The 25,936-nt window shown below is 66.0% G+C and carries 24 protein-coding genes and 1 pseudogene; 17 read left to right on the top strand and 8 right to left on the bottom strand.

Translation table 11 applies throughout. The annotated features are described in order from the left end of the window. The first annotated feature begins 429 nt into the window (after window positions 1-429). Window positions 430-1,293 (top strand): IS5 family transposase, encoded by an 864-nt coding sequence (locus JNO44_RS06000; protein ID WP_205362052.1) that lies wholly within the window; start codon window positions 430-432, stop codon window positions 1,291-1,293. A 79-nt stretch (window positions 1,294-1,372) separates the two neighbouring features. Here JNO44_RS06000 and JNO44_RS05995 read toward each other — a convergent pair whose 3' ends face one another. Then, window positions 1,373-2,380, bottom strand: coding sequence for a transposase family protein (locus tag JNO44_RS05995; protein ID WP_205362051.1), 1,008 nt, complete (start codon window positions 2,378-2,380; stop codon window positions 1,373-1,375). Window positions 2,381-2,441: 61 nt separating this feature from the next. Between JNO44_RS05995 and JNO44_RS05990 the strand changes: the two genes are divergently transcribed. The 6 genes and pseudogenes from JNO44_RS05990 to JNO44_RS44365 all read left to right on the top strand — a co-directional run bounded on the left by JNO44_RS05990 (window position 2,442) and on the right by JNO44_RS44365 (window position 6,115). Continuing rightward, complete coding sequence (locus JNO44_RS05990) at window positions 2,442-3,026, top strand: DUF3995 domain-containing protein (RefSeq protein WP_205362050.1); 585 nt, start codon at window positions 2,442-2,444, stop codon at window positions 3,024-3,026. Between the two features lie 132 nt (window positions 3,027-3,158). After that, window positions 3,159-3,584, top strand: coding sequence for a hypothetical protein (locus JNO44_RS05985; protein ID WP_205362048.1), 426 nt, complete (start codon window positions 3,159-3,161; stop codon window positions 3,582-3,584). 147 nt (window positions 3,585-3,731) lie between these two features. Next, a pseudogene (locus tag JNO44_RS05980) lies at window positions 3,732-4,412 on the top strand (transporter); the annotation flags it as partial. A gap of 399 nt (window positions 4,413-4,811) precedes the next feature. Next, entirely contained in the window at window positions 4,812-5,150 is a 339-nt protein-coding gene (locus JNO44_RS05975; protein ID WP_420882619.1) for a hypothetical protein, read from the top strand. Window positions 5,151-5,468: 318 nt separating this feature from the next. Continuing rightward, window positions 5,469-5,825 (top strand): transposase family protein, encoded by a 357-nt coding sequence (locus JNO44_RS44370; RefSeq protein WP_338058608.1) that lies wholly within the window; start codon window positions 5,469-5,471, stop codon window positions 5,823-5,825. Beyond that, the gene (locus tag JNO44_RS44365) at window positions 5,822-6,115 is read left to right on the top strand and encodes a transposase family protein (RefSeq protein WP_275695740.1); all 294 of its coding nucleotides are present in this window, start codon (window positions 5,822-5,824) and stop codon (window positions 6,113-6,115) included. The genes JNO44_RS44370 and JNO44_RS44365 overlap by 4 nt, the downstream gene beginning before the upstream one ends. Before the next feature lie 28 nt (window positions 6,116-6,143). Here the strand turns inward: JNO44_RS44365 and JNO44_RS05965 are convergent, their stop codons facing one another. After that, complete coding sequence (locus JNO44_RS05965; protein WP_205362046.1) at window positions 6,144-7,124, bottom strand: alpha/beta hydrolase; 981 nt, start codon at window positions 7,122-7,124, stop codon at window positions 6,144-6,146. Between the two features lie 121 nt (window positions 7,125-7,245). On the opposite strand from JNO44_RS05965, the gene JNO44_RS05960 reads away from it, so the two are divergent. Continuing rightward, window positions 7,246-7,647 carry a MerR family transcriptional regulator gene (locus JNO44_RS05960; protein ID WP_205362044.1) on the top strand — a complete coding sequence of 134 codons (402 nt, stop codon included), beginning with the start codon at window positions 7,246-7,248 and terminating at the stop codon, window positions 7,645-7,647. Between the two features lie 184 nt (window positions 7,648-7,831). Here the strand turns inward: JNO44_RS05960 and JNO44_RS05955 are convergent, their stop codons facing one another. Together JNO44_RS05955 and JNO44_RS05950 are read right to left on the bottom strand one after the other, a co-directional pair. Next, window positions 7,832-8,083 (bottom strand): hypothetical protein, encoded by a 252-nt coding sequence (locus tag JNO44_RS05955; RefSeq protein WP_205362043.1) that lies wholly within the window; start codon window positions 8,081-8,083, stop codon window positions 7,832-7,834. 57 nt (window positions 8,084-8,140) lie between these two features. Beyond that, the gene (locus JNO44_RS05950; RefSeq protein ID WP_420882619.1) at window positions 8,141-8,479 is read right to left on the bottom strand and encodes a hypothetical protein; all 339 of its coding nucleotides are present in this window, start codon (window positions 8,477-8,479) and stop codon (window positions 8,141-8,143) included. A gap of 860 nt (window positions 8,480-9,339) precedes the next feature. On the opposite strand from JNO44_RS05950, the gene JNO44_RS05945 reads away from it, so the two are divergent. Further along, window positions 9,340-9,696: a hypothetical protein gene (locus JNO44_RS05945; protein ID WP_205362041.1), complete on the top strand. Its 357-nt coding sequence runs from the start codon at window positions 9,340-9,342 to the stop codon at window positions 9,694-9,696. An 18-nt stretch (window positions 9,697-9,714) separates the two neighbouring features. Here JNO44_RS05945 and JNO44_RS05940 read toward each other — a convergent pair. Beyond that, a protein-coding gene (locus tag JNO44_RS05940; protein WP_420882600.1) for an IS3 family transposase occupies window positions 9,715-10,901 on the bottom strand; the annotation gives its coding sequence in 2 pieces (ribosomal slippage) (window positions 9,715-10,628 and window positions 10,628-10,901; 1,188 coding nt in all). A 151-nt stretch (window positions 10,902-11,052) separates the two neighbouring features. Here JNO44_RS05940 and JNO44_RS05935 point away from each other — a divergent pair. Next, entirely contained in the window at window positions 11,053-14,256 is a 3,204-nt protein-coding gene (locus JNO44_RS05935; protein WP_240167443.1) for a polymorphic toxin-type HINT domain-containing protein, read from the top strand. A 935-nt stretch (window positions 14,257-15,191) separates the two neighbouring features. On the opposite strand, the gene JNO44_RS05930 is transcribed toward JNO44_RS05935, so the two are convergent. From JNO44_RS05930 to JNO44_RS05920, 3 genes are read right to left on the bottom strand one after another with little or no spacing between them, the layout of a single operon-like run. Continuing rightward, entirely contained in the window at window positions 15,192-16,598 is a 1,407-nt protein-coding gene (locus JNO44_RS05930) for a hypothetical protein (RefSeq protein ID WP_205362039.1), read from the bottom strand. Next, entirely contained in the window at window positions 16,595-17,710 is a 1,116-nt protein-coding gene (locus JNO44_RS05925; RefSeq protein WP_205362037.1) for a WXG100 family type VII secretion target, read from the bottom strand. Before JNO44_RS05925 ends, JNO44_RS05930 begins: the two co-directional genes overlap by 4 nt. Continuing rightward, window positions 17,707-18,036 carry a hypothetical protein gene (locus JNO44_RS05920; protein WP_205362035.1) on the bottom strand — a complete coding sequence of 110 codons (330 nt, stop codon included), beginning with the start codon at window positions 18,034-18,036 and terminating at the stop codon, window positions 17,707-17,709. The genes JNO44_RS05925 and JNO44_RS05920 overlap by 4 nt, the downstream gene beginning before the upstream one ends. 282 nt (window positions 18,037-18,318) lie before the next feature. On the opposite strand from JNO44_RS05920, the gene JNO44_RS05915 reads away from it, so the two are divergent. From JNO44_RS05915 to JNO44_RS05885, 7 genes are all read left to right on the top strand, one after another. After that, the gene (locus JNO44_RS05915; protein WP_205362033.1) at window positions 18,319-19,575 is read left to right on the top strand and encodes a hypothetical protein; all 1,257 of its coding nucleotides are present in this window, start codon (window positions 18,319-18,321) and stop codon (window positions 19,573-19,575) included. After that, a complete protein-coding gene (locus JNO44_RS05910; RefSeq protein WP_205362032.1) occupies window positions 19,572-20,033 on the top strand; it encodes a hypothetical protein in 462 nt (153 codons plus the stop codon). Before JNO44_RS05915 ends, JNO44_RS05910 begins: the two co-directional genes overlap by 4 nt. Before the next feature lie 262 nt (window positions 20,034-20,295). Then, complete coding sequence (locus JNO44_RS05905) at window positions 20,296-21,219, top strand: GNAT family N-acetyltransferase (protein ID WP_205369416.1); 924 nt, start codon at window positions 20,296-20,298, stop codon at window positions 21,217-21,219. 552 nt (window positions 21,220-21,771) lie between these two features. Then, entirely contained in the window at window positions 21,772-22,689 is a 918-nt protein-coding gene (bla, locus tag JNO44_RS05900; RefSeq protein WP_205362031.1) for a class A beta-lactamase, read from the top strand. A gap of 1,038 nt (window positions 22,690-23,727) precedes the next feature. Further along, window positions 23,728-24,657, top strand: coding sequence for a LysR family transcriptional regulator (locus tag JNO44_RS05895; protein WP_205362030.1), 930 nt, complete (start codon window positions 23,728-23,730; stop codon window positions 24,655-24,657). 185 nt (window positions 24,658-24,842) lie between these two features. Then, the gene (locus JNO44_RS05890; RefSeq protein ID WP_268254040.1) at window positions 24,843-25,676 is read left to right on the top strand and encodes an acyltransferase domain-containing protein; all 834 of its coding nucleotides are present in this window, start codon (window positions 24,843-24,845) and stop codon (window positions 25,674-25,676) included. A gap of 3 nt (window positions 25,677-25,679) precedes the next feature. Then, the gene (locus JNO44_RS05885; RefSeq protein WP_039638737.1) at window positions 25,680-25,928 is read left to right on the top strand and encodes an acyl carrier protein; all 249 of its coding nucleotides are present in this window, start codon (window positions 25,680-25,682) and stop codon (window positions 25,926-25,928) included. The last annotated feature ends 8 nt before the right edge of the window (window positions 25,929-25,936 follow it).

Raw genomic sequence — 25,936 nt, 5'->3', positions numbered from 1 at the left:
GGCGATTGGCGGGGTCGGGGTCGGTCTGGCTATTTGCGGACCGGACGGGAGCAGTTAGGGCGGAACGGGGCGACACGCCAGACCAGCGGTGAGTGCTTCCCTTGAGTATTCGGGGTGTTCGGCATGAATCAGAGGATCCCGAACAGCCGGCAATCCACTCAAACGCGCACGTCAGCGACAAGGACGTCCTCTCAGAGGACGTCCTTGTCGCTGACGTACAGGTTTATCCGTTTCGTCGGCAGCCCGGCATGGGCCTATTGGTGCCTGATCGCGCCGAATGTGCAAGGTCAACGCTCGTCACCGGTCTCACGTGTCGTCCTGTTCTGCCCCAACACCTCCTGTCCGGTTCGAAAATGCCCGGTCCAGTCGGCATGAGTCGCCCGGACGAGCGATGTACGCACCCCAAGTCCAGGCAGTATCAGTGCTGTCATGGCGTCGCAGCCACCCCGCAAGCCCTACCCGTCCGACCTCTCCGATGCCCGATGGGCCCTGATCGAACCCACACTGACCGCGTGGCGGGCCGAGCGGCAGAAGACGTCCCTCAACCTGGGCGGCAAGGTCTCCGACCTGCGGGAAGTCCTCAACGCGATTCTCTACGTCAACCGCACCGGTATCCCCTGGCGGTACCTGCCGCACGACTTCCCGGCCCACGCCACCGTCTTCTCGCACTTCAGCGCCTGGACCCTCGACAGCACCATCGAGCAGCTCGGTCTCCGCCTGCACCGGCTGGTGCGCGAGAAGGAAGGACGCAACTCCGCACCGACCGCCTGCGCCATCGACTCCCAGAGCGTGAAGACCGCCCACACCGTCCCCACGAGTAGCCAGGGCATCGACGCAGGCAAGAAGATCGTCGGCCGCAAACGCAGCATCGTCACCGACACCCTCGGCCTCCTGCTGCTGGTCATGGTCACCGCGGCCGGAGTCTCCGGCAATGAAGCCGGCAAACAGCTCTTGCCCCGCACCGCGGCCGCCCACCCCACGATCACCAAAGCCTGGGTCGACATCGGATACAAGAACCAGGCCGTCGAACACGGCGCCACACTCGGCATCGACGTTGATGTCGTCCCACGGAACACGCAGGTGAAAGGCTTCTCCGTGCTCCCACGACGCTGGGTGGTGGAGCGCAGTTTCGGGTGGATCATGATGCACCGCCGACTCGCCCGCGACTACGAGACCAAGCCCGAACACTCCGAGAGCATGATCCGTCTCGCCGCGATCTCGAACCTCACCAAACGAGCAACCGACGCCCCCCGACCTGGCGAGACGCATAAAACACAACCACTCACAAATTAATCGAACCAGACGTCCTCTTGCGGCTGGGTACGCGATTGACGTCGGGACGCGCTGGCCTGGCGGTCCCGCTGGCGGGTGATCAGCTGGTGGCCGTCCAGACGGGCACGAGCTCGGCGCCCGTGCGCCGCCGGGTGGGCCTGCGGGCAGCGCGGTCGGAGACCAGTCCGGCGATGGCGGCATGCGTCTCGGCGTAGTACTCGCGGCGGCCGAGGTAGCGTTGGAGCGGCCGCCACTTCTTCTCCTCGGCGATGGTGTGTTCCACGCAGATCCGGGAGGAGGACTGCCGGCGACGCTCCTCACGCCAGGCGTACCTCTCACCGAGCGGGGCGTCGTCCTTCGGTTGCTTCGGCGGGGCGCTGACCTGGTCGGGGTAGTCATTGGCAAGGCCCCGGCAGCCCTCGTCGACCTCCGCCTTGACGTCCGGATGCAAACGCAACTGCTCGGCGATGCCTTCGGTGCGCATCGCAGTCTGGTCGTGTATCCGGCCGGGTCGGTCGGCCCCGGACCACAGCAGGCGCCCCGAGCTGTCAGCGATGGTCGTGGTCTTGGCGGTGTTCTGTTTCTTCTTCCCAGACACGAAGGCTTTGCGGCCCGCTCGGCCAGCCCTCGGGCGGCGGACCTGGGTTTCGGTGCCGTCGATCCGCAGGTCGATGCCTTCGGCCTGGGCGTAGGCGAAGACATCAGCCAGGGTGCGCAGGCGGATGCCAGGGCAGTCGGGGACGGCGAAGCCGCGTGCGGCGAGCAGGGGCCGGATCTCATGGATGGCACGGGTGACGGTGGGACGGGTCACGCCGTAAAGCTCGGCCAGTGCCGCGTGCGGCAGCTGCAGGCGCATGTAGACCACGGTGACCAGGACTCGGGCGGTGAAGACCAGTTGATGATCCGGCCCGGCACCCACAGCACGCTTGCGCTCGCCACCTCGACGTTCACGCAGTGTGGACTCGCGCTGGGCCAACCACGGCACGGCCAACTCCTCGATCAAACCGCCGAGATGTGCACGGTCAAGGCCGCAGAAGACAGGATGGGACAAGGCCGCACGGGTCCGGTAATGCGTCACGACATCACCAACTCGCGCGGCCGCCGTCATGTCACGGTCAGACTGCCGCCACGGCGTACGAGTCGTTGACGGGCAGGGCACAATTGCGATCATGAGTCTGCGTCGTGAAACGGCGAGCTCCCCGGCCCGATGGCCTGGGTATGCCGCTGCCGTATGGGGGTTCGCGTTCGCCGTTCCCAGCTTCTACTGGGCGATGGGCGGTCTGGCCGGGGCCGCGTCCACGATCTCACCGTCACTGGTCGAGCTGGCACGAGAGCGAAATCCCGGCTTCATCACGGTGTTGTGGGTGACCGGAGTACTCAAAGTCGTCGGCGGAACGCTTGGCCTGGCTCTGGTGCGCCGCCGCACGTGGGGACGCGGCATGAGTCGCCTCCTGCAGCTGAGCGCGTGGGGCGCGGGGGTGCTGCTCGTCTGGCATGGAGCATTGTTTGTCGGGCAGGGACTGCTTGTACAGGCGCACGTCATCGAACTCGCCCCGGAGTTGTTGCCGGTCAGCCGCTGGTACACCTACCTATGGGGACCTTGGTTTGTGGCCGGTGGGCTCACCTTCGTATTCGCCGCACGGACTCACTTGAGCAGGGCGGTTGACCGCCGGGACGCCGTGATCGCGGGCACCGTCGGCGGTCTTGGCGCGCTGCTGCTGTCCGTCACAGCCCTGATCGCCGGAATCGGATAGTCGACCCGCGACGGCAACTCGGCCGCCTACAGCCCCCGCTATCGCGTACCTCGTCGTTAGCGACGGTGGATCCGGGCCTGTCCAATCGCTACACGAGGTCAACCGCACACGGTCTCTGCGGACACAAGCCACATGTTCATCACCGATGCCGTCCTCAATGGGCTGCCGCCGCACATCGCCCAGATGATCGCCGGGCACCAGGACATCAACGTGACTCTCGGCTACAAGGCCGTCTACCCCGAGGAGGCGATCCAGGCGCACATGGCTTTCCTGGCCCGCCGCCGGTCCCTCCGCCCCAGCGAGGAATACCGCGTTTCCACCGACGATGAATGGCAGGAATTCCTCGGCCACTTCGAGCGACGCAAGGTCTCCATCGGTGCATGCGGCCGCGCATTCGGCACCCCCTGCATCCACGAGCACGCCCCGTCCGCTGCCCGATGCTCTGGCCCGACCCCGCTCAGCGTGACCGGCTCGTCGAGATCCGAGACAACCTCCTCGTCCGCATCGCCGAAGCCGAACGCGAGGGATAGCTTGGCGAGGTGGAAGGGCTGCATGTGAGCCTTGCCGGAGCGGAGGAGAAACTCGCACGACGTGCCCCATTGTTCGACCGCCATAAGACCGTATCCACCAGCACCTTCAACGGACAGTCGAGAAGACAACGCTCAAGTAGATCCTGCCGGTTAAGGACTCGGCAACCCCGTACTGGGATCAGATGCCTGGTTCAGAGAAGGCGTGATCAACCAGGGCCTGTACTACATGTCCTGGCTCCTGGCGCACCGGGACGCCTTCCGCGCCCTGGTCCGCGATCGACTGGGAGCGACGGCCGCGTCCCATATCCTGTGGAGCGCGCCTCGGCTGATCTGCGTTGCCGGCGACTTCACCCGCTACGACGCCCACGCGGTGCGCGAGCACCGGCGCAGCATCGACCTGGTCCGCTACCGGTACTACGGCGACGACCACATCGGCCTGGAGACCGTGGCCTCCGTTACGGGGCTCTCGGGCACCGTCAAGCGGAGCTGTCGTCGCGCGGCCAGGCAGCGGGGTGTTCGGCAGCAGGGTGGAGCGCTGGCGGAGCTGGCCGAGGCGGTCCAGGCGGTCGACGAGGCGCTGCTCGGCGTCGGGACCGGTGTCACACGGGTGCAGCGCAAGCAGTACGTCGCCTACCAGCGGCTGTGCGACTCCGCCTGTGCCATCCCGCCCCGGCAGACCAAACTGCTCGTCTACCTCAAGGCCAACCCGAAGACGGTCGACCTCATCCCCGGCTTCACCCGGAACGTCACCGGGCTGGGCCACCACGGCACCGGCAACCTGGAGGTCCAACTGCGCACCGAGCGGGACCTGGTGCGCGCCCAGGACCTGTTCCGCCTCAGCTACGCCGCAGCATGACGGCCGGCGGTCGCGCCGAGCGGGAGCCTGCTTGGGGAAGTGATGTTGGGTTGCCGAGCCCTTCGACGGAGGGGCAGTTGGTGGCGGTGGACTATCAATGAAGCCCCGCCATCTTGAGGTCGCGGGTCATCGGGGTGGCATGGCGTCGTGCTGGGGTGCTCGTGCTGGTCGCGGGCGGCAGTCTGTGTCCTTGATCGTCAGGCAGCGGTCAACGCCGGTCTGCTCGTTTCCAGTCGTCGTTTCCAGGTCGCGGAGGCGTACGGATTCGTAGGCTCGCGGGATGACGGAGATCAACGAGGTCGCCGAACGCGTCGCAGCCCGCCGGGCGGAGCTCGACGAGAGGAGAAGCTCCTGGCCGAACGGCTCGATGCGGTCCGCGCCGAGCGGGAGGAACTCGCGGTGGCGATGCGCGTGTGGGAACGAATGCACGCCCAACTCGACGCGGAGAAGCCGTCGACGCAGGCGGATACGGCTCAAGTGGGCGGGCGTGGTGTGCTGTTGGTCCCGCACCGGAAGGCCGGCGCGGGCGAGGACATCCTGCCGCCGGACTACCAGCGGCTGATGAAGATCGTGCGAGATGCCGGTGGTCCGGTCCGGGGCAAGGACGTCGGCGTCGAGCTGGACCTCGAGGTCGAGGTGAAGGGCCGGCTGGAGCCGCTGCGCGGCAAGCTGAGCAAGCTCGCCGGGCGGGGATGGCTGCGCAAACTGCCTGACGCACGCTTCCAGACCGCACCCTAGGTACGGCGTCGTACCCGTAACCGGCGTGTCCCCGGCGGCCGTTGGCTCGACGTGTGCATGAAGAGGATCAACGAGCCTGCCGGCGACACCGGCTTCCCTGTCCACCAGTGCCGCCTGCCGGTGTCCCGGAAAACCAACGAATACTGCACCGATCCGCTGAGCCGCCACCCGAAGAAGATCGGCTCCCGCTGGCGCCGTCTGCTACCCGGAGGGATCGTCGTCATCGTGCTCGCCGTGCTCCGCCACGACCAGCGCATCGCCGACATGGCCGGCGGCAACCAGGTCGACGACACCACCGTGCGCCGCTGACGCGACGAACTGATATCCCTGCTCGCGGCCCACGCACCCCGTCTGGACCGCGCATGCAAGAGGATCGCCAAGCGGGGCGGTGAAGCCGTCCTGATCGACGGCACCCTGATCCCCATCGTCCGCCGCACCGGCAGAGCGAACCGGCTCAACTACTCCGGAATACACCGCCGACACGGCCTGCACTTCCTCGCCCTGACCGACGAGAAGGGCCACCTGGTCTGGATCTCCGCAGCCCGCCTCGGCCGCACCCACGACATCACCGCCGCCCGCCGCGACCACATCCTCACCCACCTGCGCACCGCCGGGCTCGGCGCCCTGGCCGACCTCGGCTTCCTCGGTCTGGACGACAATCCGGACCACCCGTGATCGTCACGGGCTACCAGGCCACCCGCGCCCGCAAGCTCACGCCCGGCGAGAAGGAAGCCAACCGCGTCCTGGCCGCCGCACGCGCCCCCGTCGAGCACGGCTTCGGGCACTTGAAGACCTGGCGCATCCTCACCAAGCTCCGCACCGACCCCACCCGCGCCACCGATCTCCTGCGCGCCCTGCTCGTGCTCACCAACCTCGAAGTGAACCGCCGACAGTTGGGCTTGGCCCAAGACTGCCGCTCGCGACCAGCACGAGCACCCCAGCACGACGCCATGCCACCCAGATGACCTGCGACTTCAAAATGGCGGGACTTCTCTATATCGAGAGGCGGGATGGCTGAGGGCGGCCGAGGCCCTCGACGATCTCCTCGGCGACCGCGGCAGGAAGGTGCTCCTCGGCGAAGGCGACGGCGTCGGCGACCGCCTTGTCCGCGGCAGAGAGGTGAGCGGCGAGCAGATGCCACACGTGTCCCATCCCCGGCGCGACATCCAGGCGCAGGGGTACGGAGTCCTCGGCCAGCTTGGCGGCCAGCCTGACCGCGTCGCTGAGCATGACCTCGTGACCGCCGGCCTGGATCAGAACCGGAGGCAGTCCGCGGGTGTCGGCGAAGACCGGCGAGGCCAGCGGGTTGTTCCGCGGGGCGCCGCCCAGGACGATGTCCGCGGCGCGGCTCAGCCCCGCACGGTTGACGGACGGGTCCACGCCGTCCAGCGTGAACATCGTGGCCCCGGTGTGTTCGAGGTTGGCCCAGGGGGAGATGGCGATCGAGGCGGCCGGCATCGGAAGTCCCTGGTCACGGGCGGCGACCAGGGCGCTGACCGCCATCGCGCCACCGGCGGAGTCGCCGGCGAGCACCACGTTGTGCGGTTCGGCGCCCTCTTCCAGCAGCCAGCGGTAAGCGGTGACGGCGTCCTCGATGGGGGCGGGGAAGACCGCCTCGGGCGCGAGCCGGTAGTGCGGGACCAGAACGCGGGCGCGCAGGCGTCGGGCGAGATCGCCGACCAGGCCACGGTAGCCCTGTGGGTCTCCCGCCAGGTAGGCGCCACCGTGGAGATAGACCAGGTGCCGGCCGGGTACGGCGTCTGCGGGAGTCGCGCACTCGGCGGCCACCCCGTCCGCTTCCACGGAGTCGAAGGTCACCCCGTCCGGTGCCGGAAAGCTGTCCTGGAAGAACGTCCGGTAGGCGAGCCGGGCGTCCTCCGGAGTGTCGGGGCCTACCCCGGCGGCAGCGTCGATGACACCGCCGCTGCGAGTCGCCCATTCCTGGTAGAAGACGGGAACATCGATCGAGACCATGGCAGTCCTCCTCGTCGCAGATGCACAGCGGCCGCGTCCTGGCCGCCCTGCGAGTCTCAGGCCCTCACATTTATGTGAAGGTCAAACGGGGGGCCGAAGGCGACGCCGTACGCTCGGCGGCATGAGGATCGGAGAACTGGCGGAACGCACCGGCACCTCCCGGCGGTTGCTGCGCTACTACGAGGAGCAGCGGCTGATCACGCCGGGGCGTTCCTACAACGGCTACCGTGAGTACGAGGAAGCTCACGTGGGCCGTGTGATGCAGATCAAGGGACTGCTCGGCTCCGGGCTGCCGACCCGGATCATCCGGCAGATCCTGCCCTGCCTGGACAAGCCCCGGAGCATCTACTTCGACGATCTGACGCCCGAGATGCTCAGGGTTCTGGAGTGCGAACACGGCCACCTGACGCAGCGGATCGACTGCCTGACCCGCAACCGGGACGCGATCGGCGACTACCTGGAGACGGTACGCGGCATGAGAGCCGCCGCCGATCCCTCCGGTCGGGCGGGCGCAGGCTCGTAGGCTCCTTCACTTTCGCCGGAACAGCCTCCGCAACCAGTTCCCCCTCGGCCCGGGGCGACGGGGTCGCCGGCTGCCTGCACTCCCTGACCGGGCAGGTCGCGTGATCCGTATCCGGCGGCTTCCTCTTGCATGCGCGGTCCAGACGGGGTGCGTGGGCCGCGAGCAGGGATATCAGTTCGTCGCGTCAGCGGCGCACGGTGGTGTCGTCGACCTGGTTGCCGCCGGCCATGTCGGCGATGCGCTGGTCGTGGCGGAGCACGGCGAGCACGATGACGACGATCCCTCCGGGTAGCAGACGGCGCCAGCGGGAGCCGATCTTCTTCGGGTGGCGGCTCAGCGGATCGGTGCAGTATTCGTTGGTTTTCCGGGACACCGGCAGGCGGCACTGGTGGACAGGGAAGCCGGTGTCGCCGGCAGGCTCGTTGATCCTCTTCATGCACACGTCGAGCCAACGGCCGCCGGGGACACGCCGGTTACGGGTACGACGCCGTACCTAGGGTGCGGTCTGGAAGCGTGCGTCAGGCAGTTTGCGCAGCCATCCCCGCCCGGCGAGCTTGCTCAGCTTGCCGCGCAGCGGCTCCAGCCGGCCCTTCACCTCGACCTCGAGGTCCAGCTCGACGCCGACGTCCTTGCCCCGGACCGGACCACCGGCATCTCGCACGATCTTCATCAGCCGCTGGTAGTCCGGCGGCAGGATGTCCTCGCCCGCGCCGGCCTTCCGGTGCGGGACCAACAGCACACCACGCCCGCCCACTTGAGCCGTATCCGCCTGCGTCGACGGCTTCTCCGCGTCGAGTTGGGCGTGCATTCGTTCCCACACGCGCATCGCCACCGCGAGTTCCTCCCGCTCGGCGCGGACCGCATCGAGCCGTTCGGCCAGGAGCTTCTCCTCTCGTCGAGCTCCGCCCGGCGGGCTGCGACGCGTTCGGCGACCTCGTTGATCTCCGTCATCCCGCGAGCCTACGAATCCGTACGCCTCCGCGACCTGGAAACGACGACTGGAAACGAGCAGACCGGCGTTGACCGCTGCCTGACGATCAAGGACACAGACTGCCGCCCGCGACCAGCACGAGCACCCCAGCACGACGCCATGCCACCCCGATGACCCGCGACCTCAAGATGGCGGGGCTTCAATGCATCGCACCGGGCGGTCAGACATACGGAGAACCCGCTTCAGGCCGTCCTCGCCAGCTACTCGCACTCGGCGCAGACCTGATGCGGCGACCGTAGGCAGCCAGATGCGGTGGTGGGTCAGGACAGCGAGACAGATCGACAGATGACCAAGGTCGGCTGAGACAGACGACCAGAGGGATCGGGACTGGCCCACCTTCAGCGAGGCACGCGAGATGAGGTCTCTGGCTGACCCGGTCGACATGTCTGAGTGTGGGTGATGGGGCATCTCAAGGAGCGATACATCCGCTAGATGGCCGCTTTAACTGTGCTTGACAGGTTATTGGCCAATGGGAAAGCATGCTCGAAATATGCGCGCCAAGAACGTTAAGGGCTGCGCTGGGGGGAATCAGCGGAACTGTGCCATGACATGCACCCAGCCGAAGTATGCCCGGGCCTTGTTGGCGCGCGGCATGTCTCATTTGTGGGGGTTTATGTATGAGATGGCGTGGCGCATTACGGCGGCCGGTAACCGCAACGCTGGCGGCTACGGTCGCGGTGTCCGCGTGGTGCAACGGGCCGTTGGCCGGCATTGCGCAGGCAGCAGGTGAGGGCCTGGGGTCGCTCGTAGAGGATTACGCCTACCCGGATCGGGACAAGCTGTTGGCCGAAAAGGGGCTGAAGCTGGTCTCTGGGGACGGCAACATCACGTTAGCCGACTGCGCTTCTGGCAATAACCTGGTGCGGATTCACAGCCGCGACGGCGGCTTGGTGTGTTTCGCGACCTCCGGGCCGGTGGGCTATCTGGCTATGGAGATCGAGAAGACGTATCTGGCAAAGTCCGAAGACCGCGACGACGTAACGGCGACGGTACGTATCGAGGACGCCAGAACCCAGGAGACGAAGGTCCAGAAGATTGAGCTGCCCCGAGTTTCGTAGCGGCCGGTTTGCGTGTTTTCAGGCGGCGTTGGGGTTCGCCTGGGATCGGTAGTAGTGGGCCTCGAATTCCTCGGGTGGAAGGTAATCGAGGGCGGAGTGAAGGCGCTCGGTGTTGTACCAGCCGACCCACTGGACGACAGCGCGTTCGACCTGGCCAGCGTCGTGCCAGGGCCCTTGGTGTTCGATCAGTTCGGCCTTGAAGGTGCCGTTGAGGGCCTCGGCCATGGCGTTGTCATAGCTGTCGGCGACGGAGCCGACGGACGCGGTCGCGCCGGCCTCGATGAGCCGTTCGCCGTAGCGGATGGACACGTATTGCGAACCGCGGTCGCTGTGATGAATGAGACCCGAGCCCTTCTTGATCCCGCGCCGCCACAGGGCCATCTCCAGGGCGTCCAGTGGAAGATCGGTGCGCATGTGGGTGGCAAGCTGCCATCCGACGATCATCCGCGAGTACACGTCCAGGACGAAGGCGACGTAGACCCAGCCCGACCAGGTGCGGATGTAGGTGAGGTCGGCGACCCAGAGCTGGTTGGGGCGGTGGGCGGTGAAGTGCCGGTTGACCAGGTCCGGCGGTCTGGGAGCGGACGGCTCGGGGATGGTGGTGCGGCGCCGCTGCCCGCGGATCACGCCTTCCAGGCCGTCCTCGCGCATCAGCCGCTCGATGGTGCAGCGGGCCGCGGCGATGCCCTCGCGCCCCAGCTGGCGGTGGATGCGTCTGGCTCCGTAAGTCTCGCCGGAAGCAGCGTGGATACGGCGGATGCGTTCGGTGAGGTGTGCGTCGCGCTGGCGCCGGGCGGACATCGGGCGCTTGCGGCGGGCGTTGTATGCCGAGACCGACAGGTCCAGTTCCCGGCATACGGGCTCGACCCCGAAGTCGTCGCGGAGGTGGTTGATCACCGCGTCGGCCTCGTGCGGGGCTGGTCGAGCTCCTTCGCGAAAAACACGCTGGCGGCCTTCAGGATCTCGTTCGCCCGTCGCAACTCGGCTATCTCTTTGCGGAGTTGGGCCAGCTCAGTCCGCTCGGCCGTGGTCAGCAGGTCGGACCGGCTGCCCTGGTCGGCCTCGGCCTGGCGGACCCAGCCACGCAGGGCTTCCTTGTGGATACCGAGGTCACGGGCCACGTGAGCGACCGGACGGCCTGAGGTCTGGACTTCGCGGACGGCTCGCTCGCGCAGCTCGTCGGGGTACTTCCGTGGTGCGGGCATCGGACCTGCGTTCTCCCATCTGCCGAGGCGATCATGCCTGGCTTCAGGGCCGCTACAAAATCCGGTTCAGTTCACTCTCGACGGATCTGCCGAAGACCTCCAGGAGTTCCTGGACGACGGTTGGCAGGTAGCCGCCGCACGAGACCAGGAAATGCTCAGCGTCTCCCAGCTGGCCCAGCTTGCAGACAAAGCCCAGAAGCGGGCCACCGAGCTGACCGAGAAGGCCAACGAAGAGGCGGCCAAGGCAGAGAAGGCCACGGGCCGGGCGAAGAAGGCGGCAGCGGATGCCGCCAAGGAAGCCGAGCAAGCCGAGTCCTCCGCCAGCAAGGCAGCGGACGCCGCCCGTGCTGCTGCGGATGCGGCAGATCGGGCAGCTGAGTCAGCGCGTACGGCAGTGGCCGCGGCCGCGGGGGCCAACAAGGCGGCCCGAGTGGCCGCCGGTGCTGCGGCGCAGGCAGCCTACGCCGCAAGCAGAGCCGGCAGCGCAGCGGCCAAGGCCAGGTCCGCCGCTGCTGCCACAGCCAACGACGCTTCCCGTGCGAAGGAAGCCCGTGAAGCAGCGGGAAAGGCACGGGACACCGCAGCGGGCGCGAAGAAGGCTGCCGATGCAGCTGACCAAGCCGGAATCGCTTCCGACAACGCCGCCAAAGCAGCCGGAGCGGCAGCCAGAGCGGGCGCTAATGCTGCTGCTGCCGCTGCGTCAGCAGCCGAAGCCGGCCGATGGGCCGGCCAAGCCGGTGGCAAAGCCGCTGAAGCGCAGGCTGCGGCAGCCCGGGCAAAGCGACTCGCGGACCAGGCTACGCATGCGGCCAATGCCGCGCAGTTCAACGCCAATCGGGCGGCCGAGGCCGCACGCCAGTCGCGGAATGCCGCCAACGACGCGGCCAAACACGCCGAGGCTGCCGCCGCTGCAGCGGACAAGGCCGCCGACGAAGCCGGCAAGGCTATAGACGCCGCCAAGGCATCCACCGAAGCAGCGAACGCGGCAACCACAGCGGCCGACGACGCCCAGAACGCGGCCAACCAGGCCAAGACCGTGGCCAAGCTGGCCCGTGATACCGACGCCGAGCGCCTGGCTGAGCAGGAGAACGAGAACATCCTCGCGGCAGAGGAGGCCAAGAAGGCCGAGGACTCCCGCAAGTCCGCTGCCCAGTGGGAGGCAGGCAGGACCCAGCAGCTCAACGCCGAAACCCAGAAACTCCGGCAAGAGGCCATCGCCGCGTCCGACCAGCAGGTCACAGCGACCAAGGGAAGACACATCGCGGTCAACCTGCTCTCCAATGGTGGAACCTGGGTCCGCTCCGCTGCCGAGATGGCTCTGGCAGGTACGGACGCGGACGTCTCGGAGTTCGTGCGTGATGGGCTGACGATGGCCTTGGAGCAGGATGACCGCGCCAGCGTGGCGCACATAGCTGCCACCACCGGCAAGCCCGCGCAGCAGCAAGCTGCCCTGGCCGCGCTCGACAAGCCGATCGATCAGGTCCGGGAGTTCCTGCACACCCGCGCCTACCCGGGCAAGGAGGACGACGACCGCGTCGCAGTCTCTCAGATCATGGCTGCCGGCGGTCCGGGAGTGAAAGCCACGGCCAACAAAGCACTCGACGGCACCACCGCCGATCTGCACCAGTTCCTGGAGGTAGGACAGTTCACAGCACGCGAGGATGACGATCGCGTCGCCGTCACCCAGGCCATGACCAAGGGCGGCCCCGAGGTCAAGGCGGCCGCACAGGCAGTATTGTCCGGGCCGGCCTCCGGACTGCGGCCGTTCCTGCAAATGGGTCTGTACAAGGCCCAACAGCGCGATGGGAATGCCGCCGCCCACATCTCTGAGATCGACACGCTGCTGGCAGCGGCCGACAAGTCCGCCGCGATCGCCCACAAGGACGCCGCCGAGGCACAGCGCGTTGCCGCGAACGCCCGCAAGGATGCCGTCGAGGCCAGCAAGTGGGCGAATGCTGCAAGGAATTCCGCTGACCAGGCATCCAAGGCCGCCGAGCGAGCCAACAACTCAGCTAACCAAGCAGCCGAATCCGCTAACCAAGCAGCGGAATCCGCCAAGAGGGCTCATAACGCTGCTGCAGCCGCACAGAAGGACGCGCGAGCAGCGGAGCGTTCCGCGCAACAGGCCCAGCATTCCGCTGTCCGCGCCTCGAACTTCGCTTCCCAGGCAGACACTTCCGCATACCAGGCTGGCATCTCTGCGCAAGCTGCTGGCAAGGATGCCGCACAAGCCGCGAAAGCTACAACGGAAGCCAGGAAAATCGCGGCCGAAAAGATGGCCGCTGAGATAAAAGCTCAAGTGGACAAAGAGATCCACGAAAGCAATAAAGAAGTATCAGAGAAAGAGCGCCGTGCGGCTCTTGAGAAGCTGCTGATCAAGACCAGATTCGAGGTTATGGGGAAGGGTGGACTCAAACCTGGTGAGACAGTCCTGGCCTGCGGCACGTACGGCGCCGGGGGAATGGAATGCATCGAAACCACTTACCTTGACCGGCTGATCGCATGGTACGTAGGTGCCGAAGAAATTGAGCGATGCATCGACACCCCATCGATGTCCTGCCTCCCAGACCTTGCAATGAGCGCCCTCAAGATGAAGGCGCTGAAAAAGTTCCCCAAATGCCCAACGAACAGCTTCGCGCCGGGCACCCGGGTGCTGATGGGAGATCGTCGAACCAAGCCAATCGCAGACGTTCACGTCGGCGAACAGGTAATCGCTGGTGACCCGCGTACTGGGCGTACCGAGATCGAAAATGTCCAGGACACCATCGTCGGCAACGGCACGAAGAGGCTCATCAGTATCGCTACCTTCGGCGCGAGTGCTAGGCCTGAGGGCACAGTGGTCGCCACGGACAAGCACCCCTTCTGGGTGGCCGATGACGGCGGAGCTTGGGTCGATGCCGCGCAGCTTAAGCCTGGGATGCACCTGCGCGACAACACAGGGAAGTTGGTACGGATAGCGTCCACGGACGCACGGACCACCGCGGACCAACAGGTCTACAACCTCACCGTTGCCGACCTGCACACCTATTACGTGGTTGCCGGCGGCCGGTCGGTTCTTGTCCACAACGCAGGGCAGTTCTGCGGCGCCGATCGCCAGGCGATGAACGAGTGGGATAAAGCCACTTTCGAGTCTGTCGAAAAGAGCGCCATCTACCATCTCGACAAGCACGGCAAGGGAAGGACGTTCGCCGAGTACACCGAGGAAGCAAGGTCCCTGTGGGGCAAAACGGACCCGAAGAATCGTATTCCATGGGAGCTGAAAGATGGCAGCATGGGATGGAAAATTCGAGGCGACTGGCGTAGCGGTGAAGGCATCTACACCAAAGACGGAAAGATTGTGACCTGGCATGACTGACGATACTGCTTTCAGGTGCGTATACGACGCTTTTCGCGTTATTCCATATCCCGATCGCCCGCAATCGGAGGAGCTGCAAGACTGGGGCTCAGAACTATTGACGCTCGATACCCACGTGGCGGGTTACGCAACTCGAGTACATAGTGGCAATATGAGCGCAAGGGAAATCCCGAAGCTGAACGAGCTCGTCCGCGAGGTCGGGTATCTCCGGAGCTTGCTCGCCTCAATTCCTGCTCGAACAGATCGGGATTCGCGACTCAAGGAGGAGTATGAACTCTATGTAGCGATGCTAGATCGGATGATGAAGGAACTCGTGCGGCTGGCTGCCGAATAACGGCATAGAGCCCCAAGGATGTCGATCCGATAAAGGAATATCGCTCAAGAAATGTCATCCGAGGGGAAAACGCGCGAGGGCCCGCCTGGGCGGGTGGCCACGGAAATTCCGTGGCCACCCGTACGTTGGCGCGTGCTGTGCACGCATTCCGTCTGTCTGCGGCAATCCAGATACCTTTCCGGACGGCCCGTGCATGCTGCTTGCGTGGTCGGATGTCGGAGGAGTGACTGCTACTACAACCACACCTTGCTCGAACTGGCCGAACACCCCGATCCGGATGCCCTCGGACACGCCTGGCGGAACAACCCCACACCCGAGCGATACGTCCTTGACCTACACCATGCGCGGGAAGCCACCCCGGATGACGAAGACGAGGCATGAGAACCACAGGTGGCGCCACAAGCCCCTGCGAAACGGCCGAATCGCAGGGAAGTTACCCCAGGGTCCGACCCGTTGCAGTACTCAGGTGGTGATAGACAGCTCATACCGCTGGACGCCCGTCGCGACGTGACTGTCGGACTCCTCGGGAGCCGCGCCACTGCCTCGGCGGACGTCACCACGCGATCGCTTCCCCTCTGACTCAAACACCCGATCGCACCTGTCACGGTGGGTTCCGCAGACCAGCGGTTGTGGCCTCCGTGTCATAAGGCCCGCCTGCCAACCGTCGCAAGTACACCGTGCGCCGACGCTGGATCAGAAGGAGACCCGCCACCGGTCCTCCCACGGTGCTGGCGATGCACAAGCTCAACAGTGGTCCACCGCCGGGTTCGACCCCTGCGACGATCAGGCATACGGCGAGGAAGCCGAGGCCGAACCCGTACATACCCGGCCTGTGCACGGCCGGCTGCCACAGCGCGTACGGTCCCACCGCGCGCAACGGACGGGTCTCCGAGAGGGGCAGGTCCACCGGCTCGCCCTGCGGAAGGTCCTCAGCACGTCCCGGGGGTATCACCCCGTAGACGTACCGGTCGTCGTCAAGAACGAGCAGGGCCGCGACGGACCACTCCGGGGGCTTGCCTGAATCCGGGGCCCAGTAGAGCCACCCGGCCTGGCCTTCGAGCACCCCGGACAGAGCCTGAGGGTCGAGGCACCGGTCGATGAACAGGTCACGGGTGCCTTCGGGCGACGAAAGACGCAAGGCCGGGGACAGCGTGGTCTGAGGGTCGCCGGACTTCTTTTTGGGATCAGGCGCTGAGAGCCATATCCCGGCTGTTCCACCCGCGATATGCACGCGCAGCCTGCGCGCCGGTCTGTTGCCGAGCACGGACTCGGGAGTCAGCGGATCGGCCTTGGTCTTGAAGAAGGAGATGAAGAAGATGGTGACGGGGAACGCGCCGATGAGACCCAGCAGCACCATTTCGCCCGGTGATGCCGGGCCCCCCAGGAGAGAGGCGAGATGCCCACTTCCGGTCATGATGATTCCCAGGGACGGGGCATCCGGGGCGTACAGTCCGCCTGTTAGCCGTTCGCCGGTTCTCACCCGGTCGGACGTCCTCGTCTTTCCCCTCAAGTGCAGTGCTTTGGCGTGCGTGTCACGTCCCGGCGCCTCGACGGTGACCACGGATACGTATGTCGTGCCGGTCTTGGATTGATTCCGGTATGAGTGGTGAATCTTTGTGATCGTGACAGTTGCGAAGCGGTAGTCGTGCTGAGTGATTGCGGCCAGTTGGGGGCTGTTGTCCGAGACCGAAAAACCCAACAGAAAGAAAGGAACGGACAAGAGCCAGACCGCGACGATGGTGCACAGACCGCGCATCGGTGGCCACCACCATCGGCCCATCTTCAGCCCAAGCGTCGGGGGTATGACTCCTCCCAGCCGGGATTTCCACCGTCCGGTTGCCCGCAGCCACCACGCCAACGACGCCACCGCGGAGAACGCCAGACAAGCCAGCAGATCCCAGCGCGGATACGGCGCGATCTTCCGGACCAGCAGGCAGATCAGGAACGCCGCGGCGCCGACCCATGCCAGCACCGACGCCGCGGCCGTTCCAAGGTCTCGCTCTCTCACCCGAAAACGTCCTTCACTGGCCCCTTCTTCGCGTCGTGTGGCCCTTCGCTCGCCTCACTCTTCTGCTCATCGTCCTTGAGAGCATTCTGAATTGGAGCCGCGATGGCACCGCCGCCGTAGATGATTCCTTGCGTCGGACCCTCGATCGGGAAGTGCGGACCCTCCCGCCCCGGTGGCAGTTGCGTGTTCACACCGTGGACGGCGGCCCCGCCCATACCACCTGTAATGAGGTTCACGCCGGCATCCCATCCCATGTCGACGTCCTGGTCGCCGCCGAGCTTCTTGACGCCGTCCACGGCCAAACCGCCAGTGGCACTGCCGACGCCGCCTCCCGCCACATCTCCGATCCATCCGGAGTGCCGCCCGAACCCTTGGGCGATCGGATTCTCCGATTTCCCAGCCACCTTGCCCAGAGCCCTGACACCACCAGTCGTGAGCATCCCCGGCCCCGTGCCGACGAGCGAGGACAGCCCACCCTGCCAGACCGCGTCGCCCAGATTGGTTTCCTGCCCCGTGAGGGCGTTGGTCATGACCGTACCGCCGGTGTTGCTGGCCCAGTTGACCAGGACGTTCTTCAGGAAACGGTGTTCCTTCGCCAGCCGGGAGATGACTTTGAACGCCTCACTGACCTTCCGCAGGATCGTGCCGAGCGTTTTGGCCAGTTTGGCGGCGCGGGCGGCGAGTTGGGCGGCTCGGGCGGCCCCCGCGGCCGCCGAGAACCCCATGGTCAGAAAGGACATGCCGACCGAGATGCCAATGGAGATGCCGATCTCCAGGTAGATCTCGTGGATCTCGCGGTTGATGTCCTCGACGGCATCGGCGGCCTCATCGAGGCTCTTCGCTGCCTCCGGCAACTGCGGCAGCGTCTTGCCCATCGCCGTGTTGAGGTGTTTCCAGTGTTCGGCGAAGGAGTCGGCTGCCGGACCGCGCCAACCGGACTCCAGGGTCCGCTGCACCTCCCGGTCGAGGTCGTGGAACATGGTGTGGAGGTTTTCGTGGAGGTCCCGCCAGCCCTTGGCGGCCGAGCGCAGGACATCCGGATCACCGCCAGGGTTAATGATTTCCAGGCCGGCCTCGTAGACCTGCTCCGCTACGGACTCGTCACCACTCATGCGCCACCCCCGTGGCTGAAGCCGGCGGCCAGGGACTCGTCCGTGCCCGTGGCGTTCTGCTGAACCGTGCGCAGGCCCTGGCTGATGTGATCCAGGTGCTGCCGGAGGGCGTTCAGTGTCTCCACCATGTCGGTGGACATCTCGATGTAGGCGGAGGTTACTTCCTCGGATTCCGTGAGGACACCGAATCCTTTGTCAATCACCTCGGCGTCGGTCTTCGCCCGGAACTCCTTGGTGTAGGTCTCCAAGTCCGACCCATGGGTATCGAAGGTTTTCGCTAACCTGGCGAGAGCCCTCGCATCCACTAACGACTCAACTTTGGGCATGGTTCACTCCTCGCTTCTTACAAAAACTATCTAGGCATGCCAGTGAAGATTGACATGCAACTAATTGATCTTAGAGAGGAGTGATCACTGAAGTGAGTGCCTAACGATCTTTTGTCGCGCCCTTATCGAATCTCTTGCGTCGCGCCCTTACTTGGCGCGGCGCGACGGTTTTGTGGAAGCTCTTGGTTGCGTTCACGCGGTTTCGGGGATGTGGCGTCAGTTCGCTGCTCCGCCTGTCATCACAGGCGACTCAGCGGGGGACCTTGCTCGCAGAACGAGCGGTTGATCAGTGGCGATCAGGTATCGCCCACAAAGTGTGATTGCTGTCCGCCGTCGGGGGTACGCGGAGTCCAGCCCTTAGCCCAGGTCGGCGTCGAGAGACCGTTCGGCCGCGATGCCGACCTGATCCCCGCGGCCGACGGGACAGCGTCACTGCCTTGGACCCTGCCACTGTCCCGGCTCCAGGCCGTCGCACTGGTCGGCATCGTCCGCACCGCCGCGATCATCACCGCCGCCGCCATCTCGGGCATGCGCGCGAGTGAGCTGATGGAATTGTGCATCGGCTGCCGCCGACTGTCCGAAGAGTCCATTCCGGGCCTGACCCGCTACCGGATCGCAAGCAAGATCGTCAAAGGACAGCCGCTGGGCGGCACCGACGACGAGTGGGTCGTCATCGAGCCGGTCTATCGCGCGATCGAACTCCTTGAGCAACTGCACGACGCCCCTGCAGAAGAAGTCCTGTTGATCGGCAGGTTCTCCTTCAACGTCCGCTTCAAGTGGTTCAAGAACTGGGCCAACTCCGAGGCTGGCCGACGACTTGGCCTCGCGCCGATCCCCGAGGGGCCGGTCAACCTGCGGATGCTGCGGCGCACTTTGTCTCTGGAAATGGCCTACCGGCCTGGCGGCGTCCTGGCTACCAAGATCCACATGAAACATATCGCTGTGGCCACAACGGAGGGCTATGCCTCCCGCCCTGGCGGGGCCCAGGCCGAGCTGCTGGCCGAGGTCAACAAGCACGAGAGCGACCGCAATCTCCAGCTGGTCCTGGAAGAGTTCCAAAACTACCAGCAGGGCATTCTGCCTGCTGGCCCCGGTGCCCGCAGCCTCACCGAGTTCTTCGCGAGCATCGACGAGAAGCTCGACCCGACAGCAGTAACCGCTCCAAAGACACAACGCAGTAACCGCGACGTGCTCAACCTGCTGACCAAACGAGCCAAGATCCTCCACCTCGGTCCCGCGAACTACTGCTGGTTCACCGACCCGTCCCGGGCACTCTGCCTCAAGCTGGCCGGCACCCCGACGGCAGACCGCCCGCTGGTCGGGATGTGCGACTCCGCCCGCTGCCCGCAGGCCACCCATCACCCCTGCCACCGCCCCGTCTGGGCCGAGCACGCCGAACGCACCGAGATCTTCCTCGGCCAGCTCGGCACCACACGCAAGACCGAACGCACCCGGCTCCAAGCCGACCACGACCGAGCCCTCCGCGTCGTCGCCGAGATCGACGCTGCCAGCACCATCACGGACGAGGAGTCCGCATGAGAATCTCTGCAGCCCAACGTACCGAGAACGAGAAACGCATCCGGACCGCCATGGACCGGCTCCTCCGCGGGGAGATCCCGCCTGGCGGAAAGTGCGACATCAAGACCCTCGCCAGCGAGGCGGCGGTCGACCGCACCGCCTTTTACGGCACCCGCCCCTACTCTCACCTCCGTGTCGAGTTCGAACGGCGCCTGAACGCCATGCGCGAGACTGGCGAGATCCCCGACCCCCGCGAAGCCCAGATCACGCGTCTCAAGGCGGAGAACGCCAAGCTCCGGGAACGGCTGGCCGCATCGGAGCAGGAGATCGACGAGATCACGGACTTCCGCGGCCAGGCCCTCGCCCGACTCGCCGCCCAGCACGAGGAGATCGTCCGGCTTCGCGAGTCCGTCGCTGGGACAAGCCCAGTGAGTCGCCTGCCCGCGCCGCGAACCACAGTGATTGGAACCTGCAGTTGACAGCCCCGGGCTCGCTGTTCGGCGTTGTCGGAAGCAGAGTGATCGAAAAGGGTTTGCGGACGAGGGCTGCGGTTGGATAGACGTAACCGCTGGACCCCCACCACGAGGGTCGAGGGGCCACGACAGCGAGAGGAGGGATAAGCCCATGATCCCCATGATCACCGCGCTTGTGTCCTCCCGGGGTGCGGACCGCGTCTGACCCCGGAGCGGACGGGCGCCTTCACCGGAGTGTGCCTTGACCGTGAAAACGAACGACCTGACCATGCGTCCGATCACCGGACACGAAGAACTCGACCTCTTCTCCCAACTGCCTTACGTCCTCAATGAGGAACTGGCGGACGACCTTGCCGCTGGCCGCCGACGTCCGGAATGGATGTGGGTCGCCCTCCGCGGTGACCGCCTGCTCGCCAGAGCAGCCTGGTGGAGCCGATCAGCCGACGACGCACCACTCATCCTGGACATCCTCGACATCGAAGACAGCGCCTCGGGCTCCGATCACGTGGACATCGGGGCGCGACTTCTGCACACCGCGATGGCCGCTACCCTCCCGAACGGGTCGCGTCCCCCTGAGTACAGCCGTTTCGTCCCACCGGACTGGCGTGAGAACGCGGTAACGAGACAAGCCGTCGAAGACCGCATGACGGTACTTGAACGGACCGGTGCCCGGTTCATCGTCGAACGACTGCGTCTGGAATGGCGTCCGGAATCGCCAGTTCCCGAGCCCAACGGACGCCTCGTCTTCCGGCCGGTCCGCGATGGCGAGGAACTCGTGGCTCTGATGTCCTCAGTTCTGGATGGGACTCTGGACGCACACGGCCGTGACGACCTGACCCGGATGTCCATGCACGAAGCGGCCGTCCGGCACTACGAGGACGAGCTGGCGCGTTACAACAGCCCGCGCGACTGGTGGCGCATCGCGACACTGCCCCATGGAGAGCCAGCGGGATTCGTCATCCCGGCCCGCAACGACTACAACGTGATCATCGCCTACATCGCGGTCCTGCCCACACACCGCGGCAACGGCTACATCGACGACATCCTCGCCGAGGGCACCCGAGTCCTCGCCGAGCAGCACGTCCCCCGCATCCGCGCGTCCACAGACCTCGGCAACGTCCCGATGGCGAACGCCTTCCGGCGCGCTGGATACATCAATTTCGAGGGTGAGATCAACATGACCTGGAGCTGATCGAGTCCGGGGCGGGGGCTCCGCAGACGATGCCCCCGCCCCCCAGTCGAGTGATCTACACCACATCGACAAGGTCGGAATGCAATACGCGTCGTTCCCACCATCGCGAAAGTGGCCCCGGCAGCGGACCTGCTTAATGACGACACGAGCTCACCGCACACGGCCTCTGCGGACACAAGACATTGGTTCGCCACGACCGCGCTCAGCAACGGTCTGCCACTTTTGGGCGTGTCCAGGTGGCTCGGACACAAGAGCATCAAGGAGACGGCGGACACGTACGGACACCTCACTCCGGACTCGACGGGGCGGGCCGTGAAGGTGATGGATCTGGTGCTTACCCAGCACCGTGCTGATTTGGTGCTGACGCAAGGCGGCGCGATCCGGTGTCTTCGCAGGTCGGAGAGGCGGCTTCCCATATCAAGAAGTTATGGGGCGTTCAATCTTCACTCTTGGACATGGGTGCAGGCCGGCTGCTTCGCTGTTCCTCGTCGGAGCTCCGCGCGGTCGGGGCTTCGAGAACTTGCCCCTGGACGAAACCGGAGACCTTCGCACATGATCAGTGCCAGCCCGCTGCCCCGACGCGGCCTGCTCAAGGCCGGCCTCGCCGCGTCCACCGCCGTACTCGCCTCCGCTGCGTCGTCGTCGGCCGCCTCGGCCGCTGGCTCCGGCCAACTGCGCGGTGTCGCCGCGGAGTTGCGTGATCTGGAGCGGCGGTACGCGGCGCGCCTCGGGGTGTACGCGCGCAACGCCCGCACCGGGCAGGTCGTCGCTCATCGCGCGCAGGAGCGGTTCGCGATGTGCTCGACGTTCAAGACGGTCGCCGCCGCCGCGGTCCTCCGCGACCACGCGCACTGCGCGCCGCTGGACAAGGTGATCCACTATCCGGCCAGGGACATCCTGCCGCACTCGCCGAAGACCCAGGAGCACGTGGACACCGGCATGACGGTGGGCGATCTGTGCGCCGCCGCGATCCAGTACAGCGACAATGCGGCCGGCAACCTCCTCCTGCGCCAGCTCGGCGGGCCCGAGGGCCTCACCCGGTTCTTCCGGTCGATCGGCGACCCGACCAGCCGGCTCGACCGCTGGGAGCCCGATCTCAACACCGCCGTCCCGGGCGACCTGCGCGACACCACCACGCCCGAGGCGATCGGCACCAGCTACGGGCGGCTGGCGCTGGGCCGGGCGCTGACCCACGACGCGCGCGAGCAACTCGTCACCTGGCTCAAGGGCAACACCACCAGCGAGCATCGGTTCCGCGCCGGACTGCCGCAGCGCTGGGTGATCGGCGACAAGACAGGCACCGGTGACTACGCGTCCGCCAATGACGTCGGTGTGGCCTGGACCGGCCGGGGCACCCCGATCGTGCTGGCCGTACTGTCGACGAAATCCGCCAAGGACGCCCCGGTGGACGAGGCGCTGATCGCGGACGCGGCCCGCATCGTCGCGCGCACCCTCGCCCCCGGCGAGTGACGACCGCCCTCCACCAGGCAGTTTCGCCCCGCGCTGCGGACAGCCGCGGTCCTGCTCGTCCCCGCCCTCACCCGACGCGGACAACCACTGTCGGACCGGGAAGTTGGCGTGCCCGACACCCTGAGGACGACTGATGCCGAGCGGTGTCGGGCGGATACAAGCCACCCACCCCGCCGCCGGCGCGCGACATCATTGGCCGGAATGGCGCCGACGGCGCCCCGTCGACCACTCGACGGGGCGCCGTCGGCGATTCCCGGCGATAACATCGAGGTGTGGTCATGGAGTGCGCCCAACTTTCGTGCAGGGCCCGCCATTTCAAGCGATTCAGCGACGCGGTGAAAGGTCTCCGCGGCGCGGGGACGAGCGCCGCACCGCGCTGCCGCGCCTGAATCATCGAGCAATCCCGTTGGCCGATTCACACGTGGCCAAATGATGGGGGCGTCCTAAAACTTCGTCTTCCGGGCGCGCAGACGTCCGATTATGGTGATCGCCAACGCCAGGAGCGACGGCCATACCTGGATCGATCGTTGGGATCGATTCTCGTGGCGCCGCCGTAACGGAGAGATTGGGAGTTCAACAGGCGCACTCGTATTCCCCCCTCGCGAAGAAGCTGACACCCCCCACGCTGTCGGCCCGGCTGTTCTCCGACGTCGCAGCCAACTCTGCCGGCCTCACAGCCTGTTCCACACCCATCTTGAACCGAATCCGGACGCGATCCTGAGCACGACCGACGACTCGACGGTCAGAAGGTCGCAAGAACATCACCATTCACGCTGATCAGGGCGCCCTGCCCTGGGCAGCGGGGAGACCGCCTGCTTGTCGTCGATCGAAGTCGAGGAGAGTCTCACTCATGGTTACCGCCGGCCTGCGCCGGACTCCGGTCGAGTTACCCCGCCGCGCCCCGGCCTGCCGGGCCCTCGACCGGCACAGGGTCCGTCGGCAGCGCATCACCCCTGTCCGTATGGCCCTCGGCGGCAGTGTCGCCGAATGCGAGGTGCGCGCGGCCAGAGTCCGGAAAAAGCCCTCCGGACGTGCGCTGTGATAGATCACCTGGGATTCAGTCTCACGCAACTGCGTTACTTCGTGGTGTCCGCGGAAGTGGGCAACATATCGGAGGCGGCGGAGAAGCTGAGCGCTTCGCAGTCCACCGTTTCCTCGGCCGTGATGAGGCTGGAACGTCAACTGGGCGTGCAGCTCCTGCTCCGCCATCACGCCCGCGGGGTCACGCTCACGCCGAGCGGCCGACACCTGCTGCGCGAGGCGCGCGCACTGTTGGGGCAGGCCCGGAGCCTGAAGGCGCGCGGCGATGCCCTGGCGGGTGACACCGCCGGCCCCCTCGACGTGGGATTCCTCACCTCGCTCGCCCCGTTCCTGCTGCCCCCGGTCCACCGCATGACACGAGAGCGGTATGCGGCGCTGCAACTGAACGTTCTGGAGGCTTCCGCCGGGCAACTCCTGACCTTCCTTCAGGACGGCCGATGCGAAGTCGCAGTGACGTATGACTTCTTGGCAGGTGATGCCAGATTCCGTCCACTGGTCGCCCTGCCGATGCACGCGCTGTTGGCTGATGACGACCCGATGAGCGCGGCAGGTTCGCTCGGCTTGGACGAATTGGCCGCCCGCCCGCTCGTCACCTTGGACGACCCGGCCGTTCTCCGACACTGCGAAGCGATGTTCGCCGATCGTGGCGTCCGCATGCCGCGCCTGATCACGACGACGAGTCTGGAGACGATGCGGGGGCTGGTGGCCGCCGGCTCCGGCTTCGGCCTGATGTATCAACACGCCGCGCACGCCTCGACGTTGGACGGTGGCACGGTGTGCGCGGTCGAGATCGCCGACGAGGTGCCTTCGGTGTCACTCGGTGTGGTCACGATGCCCGATCTGACCATGAGCAGTCGCGGTAGGGCCTTCCTCCAAGTGCTGAGGTCGGCGGTTTCGCTCGGCTGCGGTGTGAAATCGATTGCATGATCCGGAAGGTCCCGCGGTGCGGCGCTGTCGAGACGATGTGAGCCTGGTCGAAGTGAGCTTTTCTTCCACCGGAGTCGGCGTCGAGTTCCGCCGTGTGATGTCGGCGCGTTCCTAGCTTTTTTCCATCCGGACGATGACCCCTCTCGCAGGCTGTCGCAAGATAAAGGAGTGTCGTGCTGGCGGTTATGTTTGCAGGCCAGGGAAGCCAGGAAAAGGGAATGGGGGGTGAGGTGTTCGAGCGCTATCCGGGGCTGGTGCAGTTCGCCTCGGATGTGTTGGGATACGACCTCGTTTCCTTATGCACCGAGGATCCGGACCACTTATTGGCCCGCACGGAATACACCCAGCCGGCGCTCTACGCGGTCAACGCGCTGCGTACGTTCGAGCGGGTGCACCGTGAGGACCGGCCGGCCGACTGCTATCTGGGGCACAGCCTGGGCGAGTACAACGCCCTGCTCGCCGCCGGTGTCTTCGACTTCGAAACGGGGCTGCGGCTGGTCGCCAAGCGCGGCGAGCTGATGGCGGCGGCCTCCGACGGCGGCATGACCGCGGTGATGGACACACCGGCGGAGAAGTTGCTGCAGATCCTCGCGGACGACGGTGTCGACGGTGTCGACATCGCCGGTTTCAACACCGGCTCGCAGGTCGTCATCGCGGCCACACCCCCCGTACTGACCGCGGCGCACGACTGCCTGGCACGCCGGGAGATCCGCTTCGTGCCACTGAAGGTCAGTGCGCCGTTCCACTCCCGGTACATGGAGCCGGCCCGGGTGCGATTCGCCGAATTCCTGACGCAGTTCAGCTTCGCCGAACCCGCCACCCCGGTCATCTCCAACGTCACCGCCCGGCCGTACGAGCCGGGACAGACGGCACGCATGCTCGCGGAACAGCTGGTGACCCCGGTGCGGTGGACCGACAGCGTCCGCACCCTGCTCGACGGCGACGACGGGCTGGAGTTCGACGAAATAGGGGGCCTGGCCCTCTCCCACATGGTGTACAAGATCAAGGCTGGAGCGTGACTGATGACGACGACGGACAGCATCCGGAAGTACCTGGAGGACCGTTTCCTCTTCGAGTTCGACGACTCGATCACCCCGGACACCGACCTGTTCAAGGCAGGTGTCATCGACTCGTTCGGCTACGTCCGGATGATGAAGTTCCTGGAGTCCGAGTTCTCCGTGAAGATCACCTCGGAGGACATCCTCACCAACGTCTTCGTCTCGCTGAACGCGATCGACGGATTCGTCCAGAAGAAGATCTCCGCGAGCTAGAAGGACGG

Origin of the sequence: Streptomyces noursei (assembly GCF_016917755.1) — a bacterium.
Taxonomy (GTDB): domain Bacteria; phylum Actinomycetota; class Actinomycetes; order Streptomycetales; family Streptomycetaceae; genus Streptomyces; species Streptomyces yunnanensis.
Note: the sequence above shows the minus strand (reverse complement) of the source record. Positions and strands in the feature narration are given on the sequence as shown.

What these genes read in the sequence shown, in the direction of transcription:
- JNO44_RS05960 (WP_205362044.1), top strand. Translation starts at nt 7,246, where the DNA reads ATGAGGATCGGAGAACTGGCGGAACGCACCGGCACCTCCCGGCGGTTG.
- JNO44_RS05890 (WP_268254040.1), top strand. Translation starts at nt 24,843, where the DNA reads ATGTTTGCAGGCCAGGGAAGCCAGGAAAAGGGAATGGGGGGTGAGGTG.
- JNO44_RS05885 (WP_039638737.1), top strand. Translation starts at nt 25,680, where the DNA reads ATGACGACGACGGACAGCATCCGGAAGTACCTGGAGGACCGTTTCCTC.
- bla (WP_205362031.1), top strand. Translation starts at nt 21,772, where the DNA reads ATGATCAGTGCCAGCCCGCTGCCCCGACGCGGCCTGCTCAAGGCCGGC.
- JNO44_RS05990 (WP_205362050.1), top strand. Translation starts at nt 2,442, where the DNA reads ATGAGTCTGCGTCGTGAAACGGCGAGCTCCCCGGCCCGATGGCCTGGG.
- JNO44_RS05925 (WP_205362037.1), bottom strand. Translation starts at nt 17,710, where the DNA reads ATGAGTGGTGACGAGTCCGTAGCGGAGCAGGTCTACGAGGCCGGCCTG.
- JNO44_RS05955 (WP_205362043.1), bottom strand. Translation starts at nt 8,083, where the DNA reads ATGAAGAGGATCAACGAGCCTGCCGGCGACACCGGCTTCCCTGTCCAC.
- JNO44_RS05965 (WP_205362046.1), bottom strand. Translation starts at nt 7,124, where the DNA reads ATGGTCTCGATCGATGTTCCCGTCTTCTACCAGGAATGGGCGACTCGC.
- JNO44_RS06000 (WP_205362052.1), top strand. Translation starts at nt 430, where the DNA reads ATGGCGTCGCAGCCACCCCGCAAGCCCTACCCGTCCGACCTCTCCGAT.
- JNO44_RS05905 (WP_205369416.1), top strand. Translation starts at nt 20,296, where the DNA reads ATGCGTCCGATCACCGGACACGAAGAACTCGACCTCTTCTCCCAACTG.
- JNO44_RS05935 (WP_240167443.1), top strand. Translation starts at nt 11,053, where the DNA reads ATGCTCAGCGTCTCCCAGCTGGCCCAGCTTGCAGACAAAGCCCAGAAG.
- JNO44_RS05985 (WP_205362048.1), top strand. Translation starts at nt 3,159, where the DNA reads ATGTTCATCACCGATGCCGTCCTCAATGGGCTGCCGCCGCACATCGCC.
- JNO44_RS05910 (WP_205362032.1), top strand. Translation starts at nt 19,572, where the DNA reads ATGAGAATCTCTGCAGCCCAACGTACCGAGAACGAGAAACGCATCCGG.
- JNO44_RS05920 (WP_205362035.1), bottom strand. Translation starts at nt 18,036, where the DNA reads ATGCCCAAAGTTGAGTCGTTAGTGGATGCGAGGGCTCTCGCCAGGTTA.
- JNO44_RS05995 (WP_205362051.1), bottom strand. Translation starts at nt 2,380, where the DNA reads ATGACGGCGGCCGCGCGAGTTGGTGATGTCGTGACGCATTACCGGACC.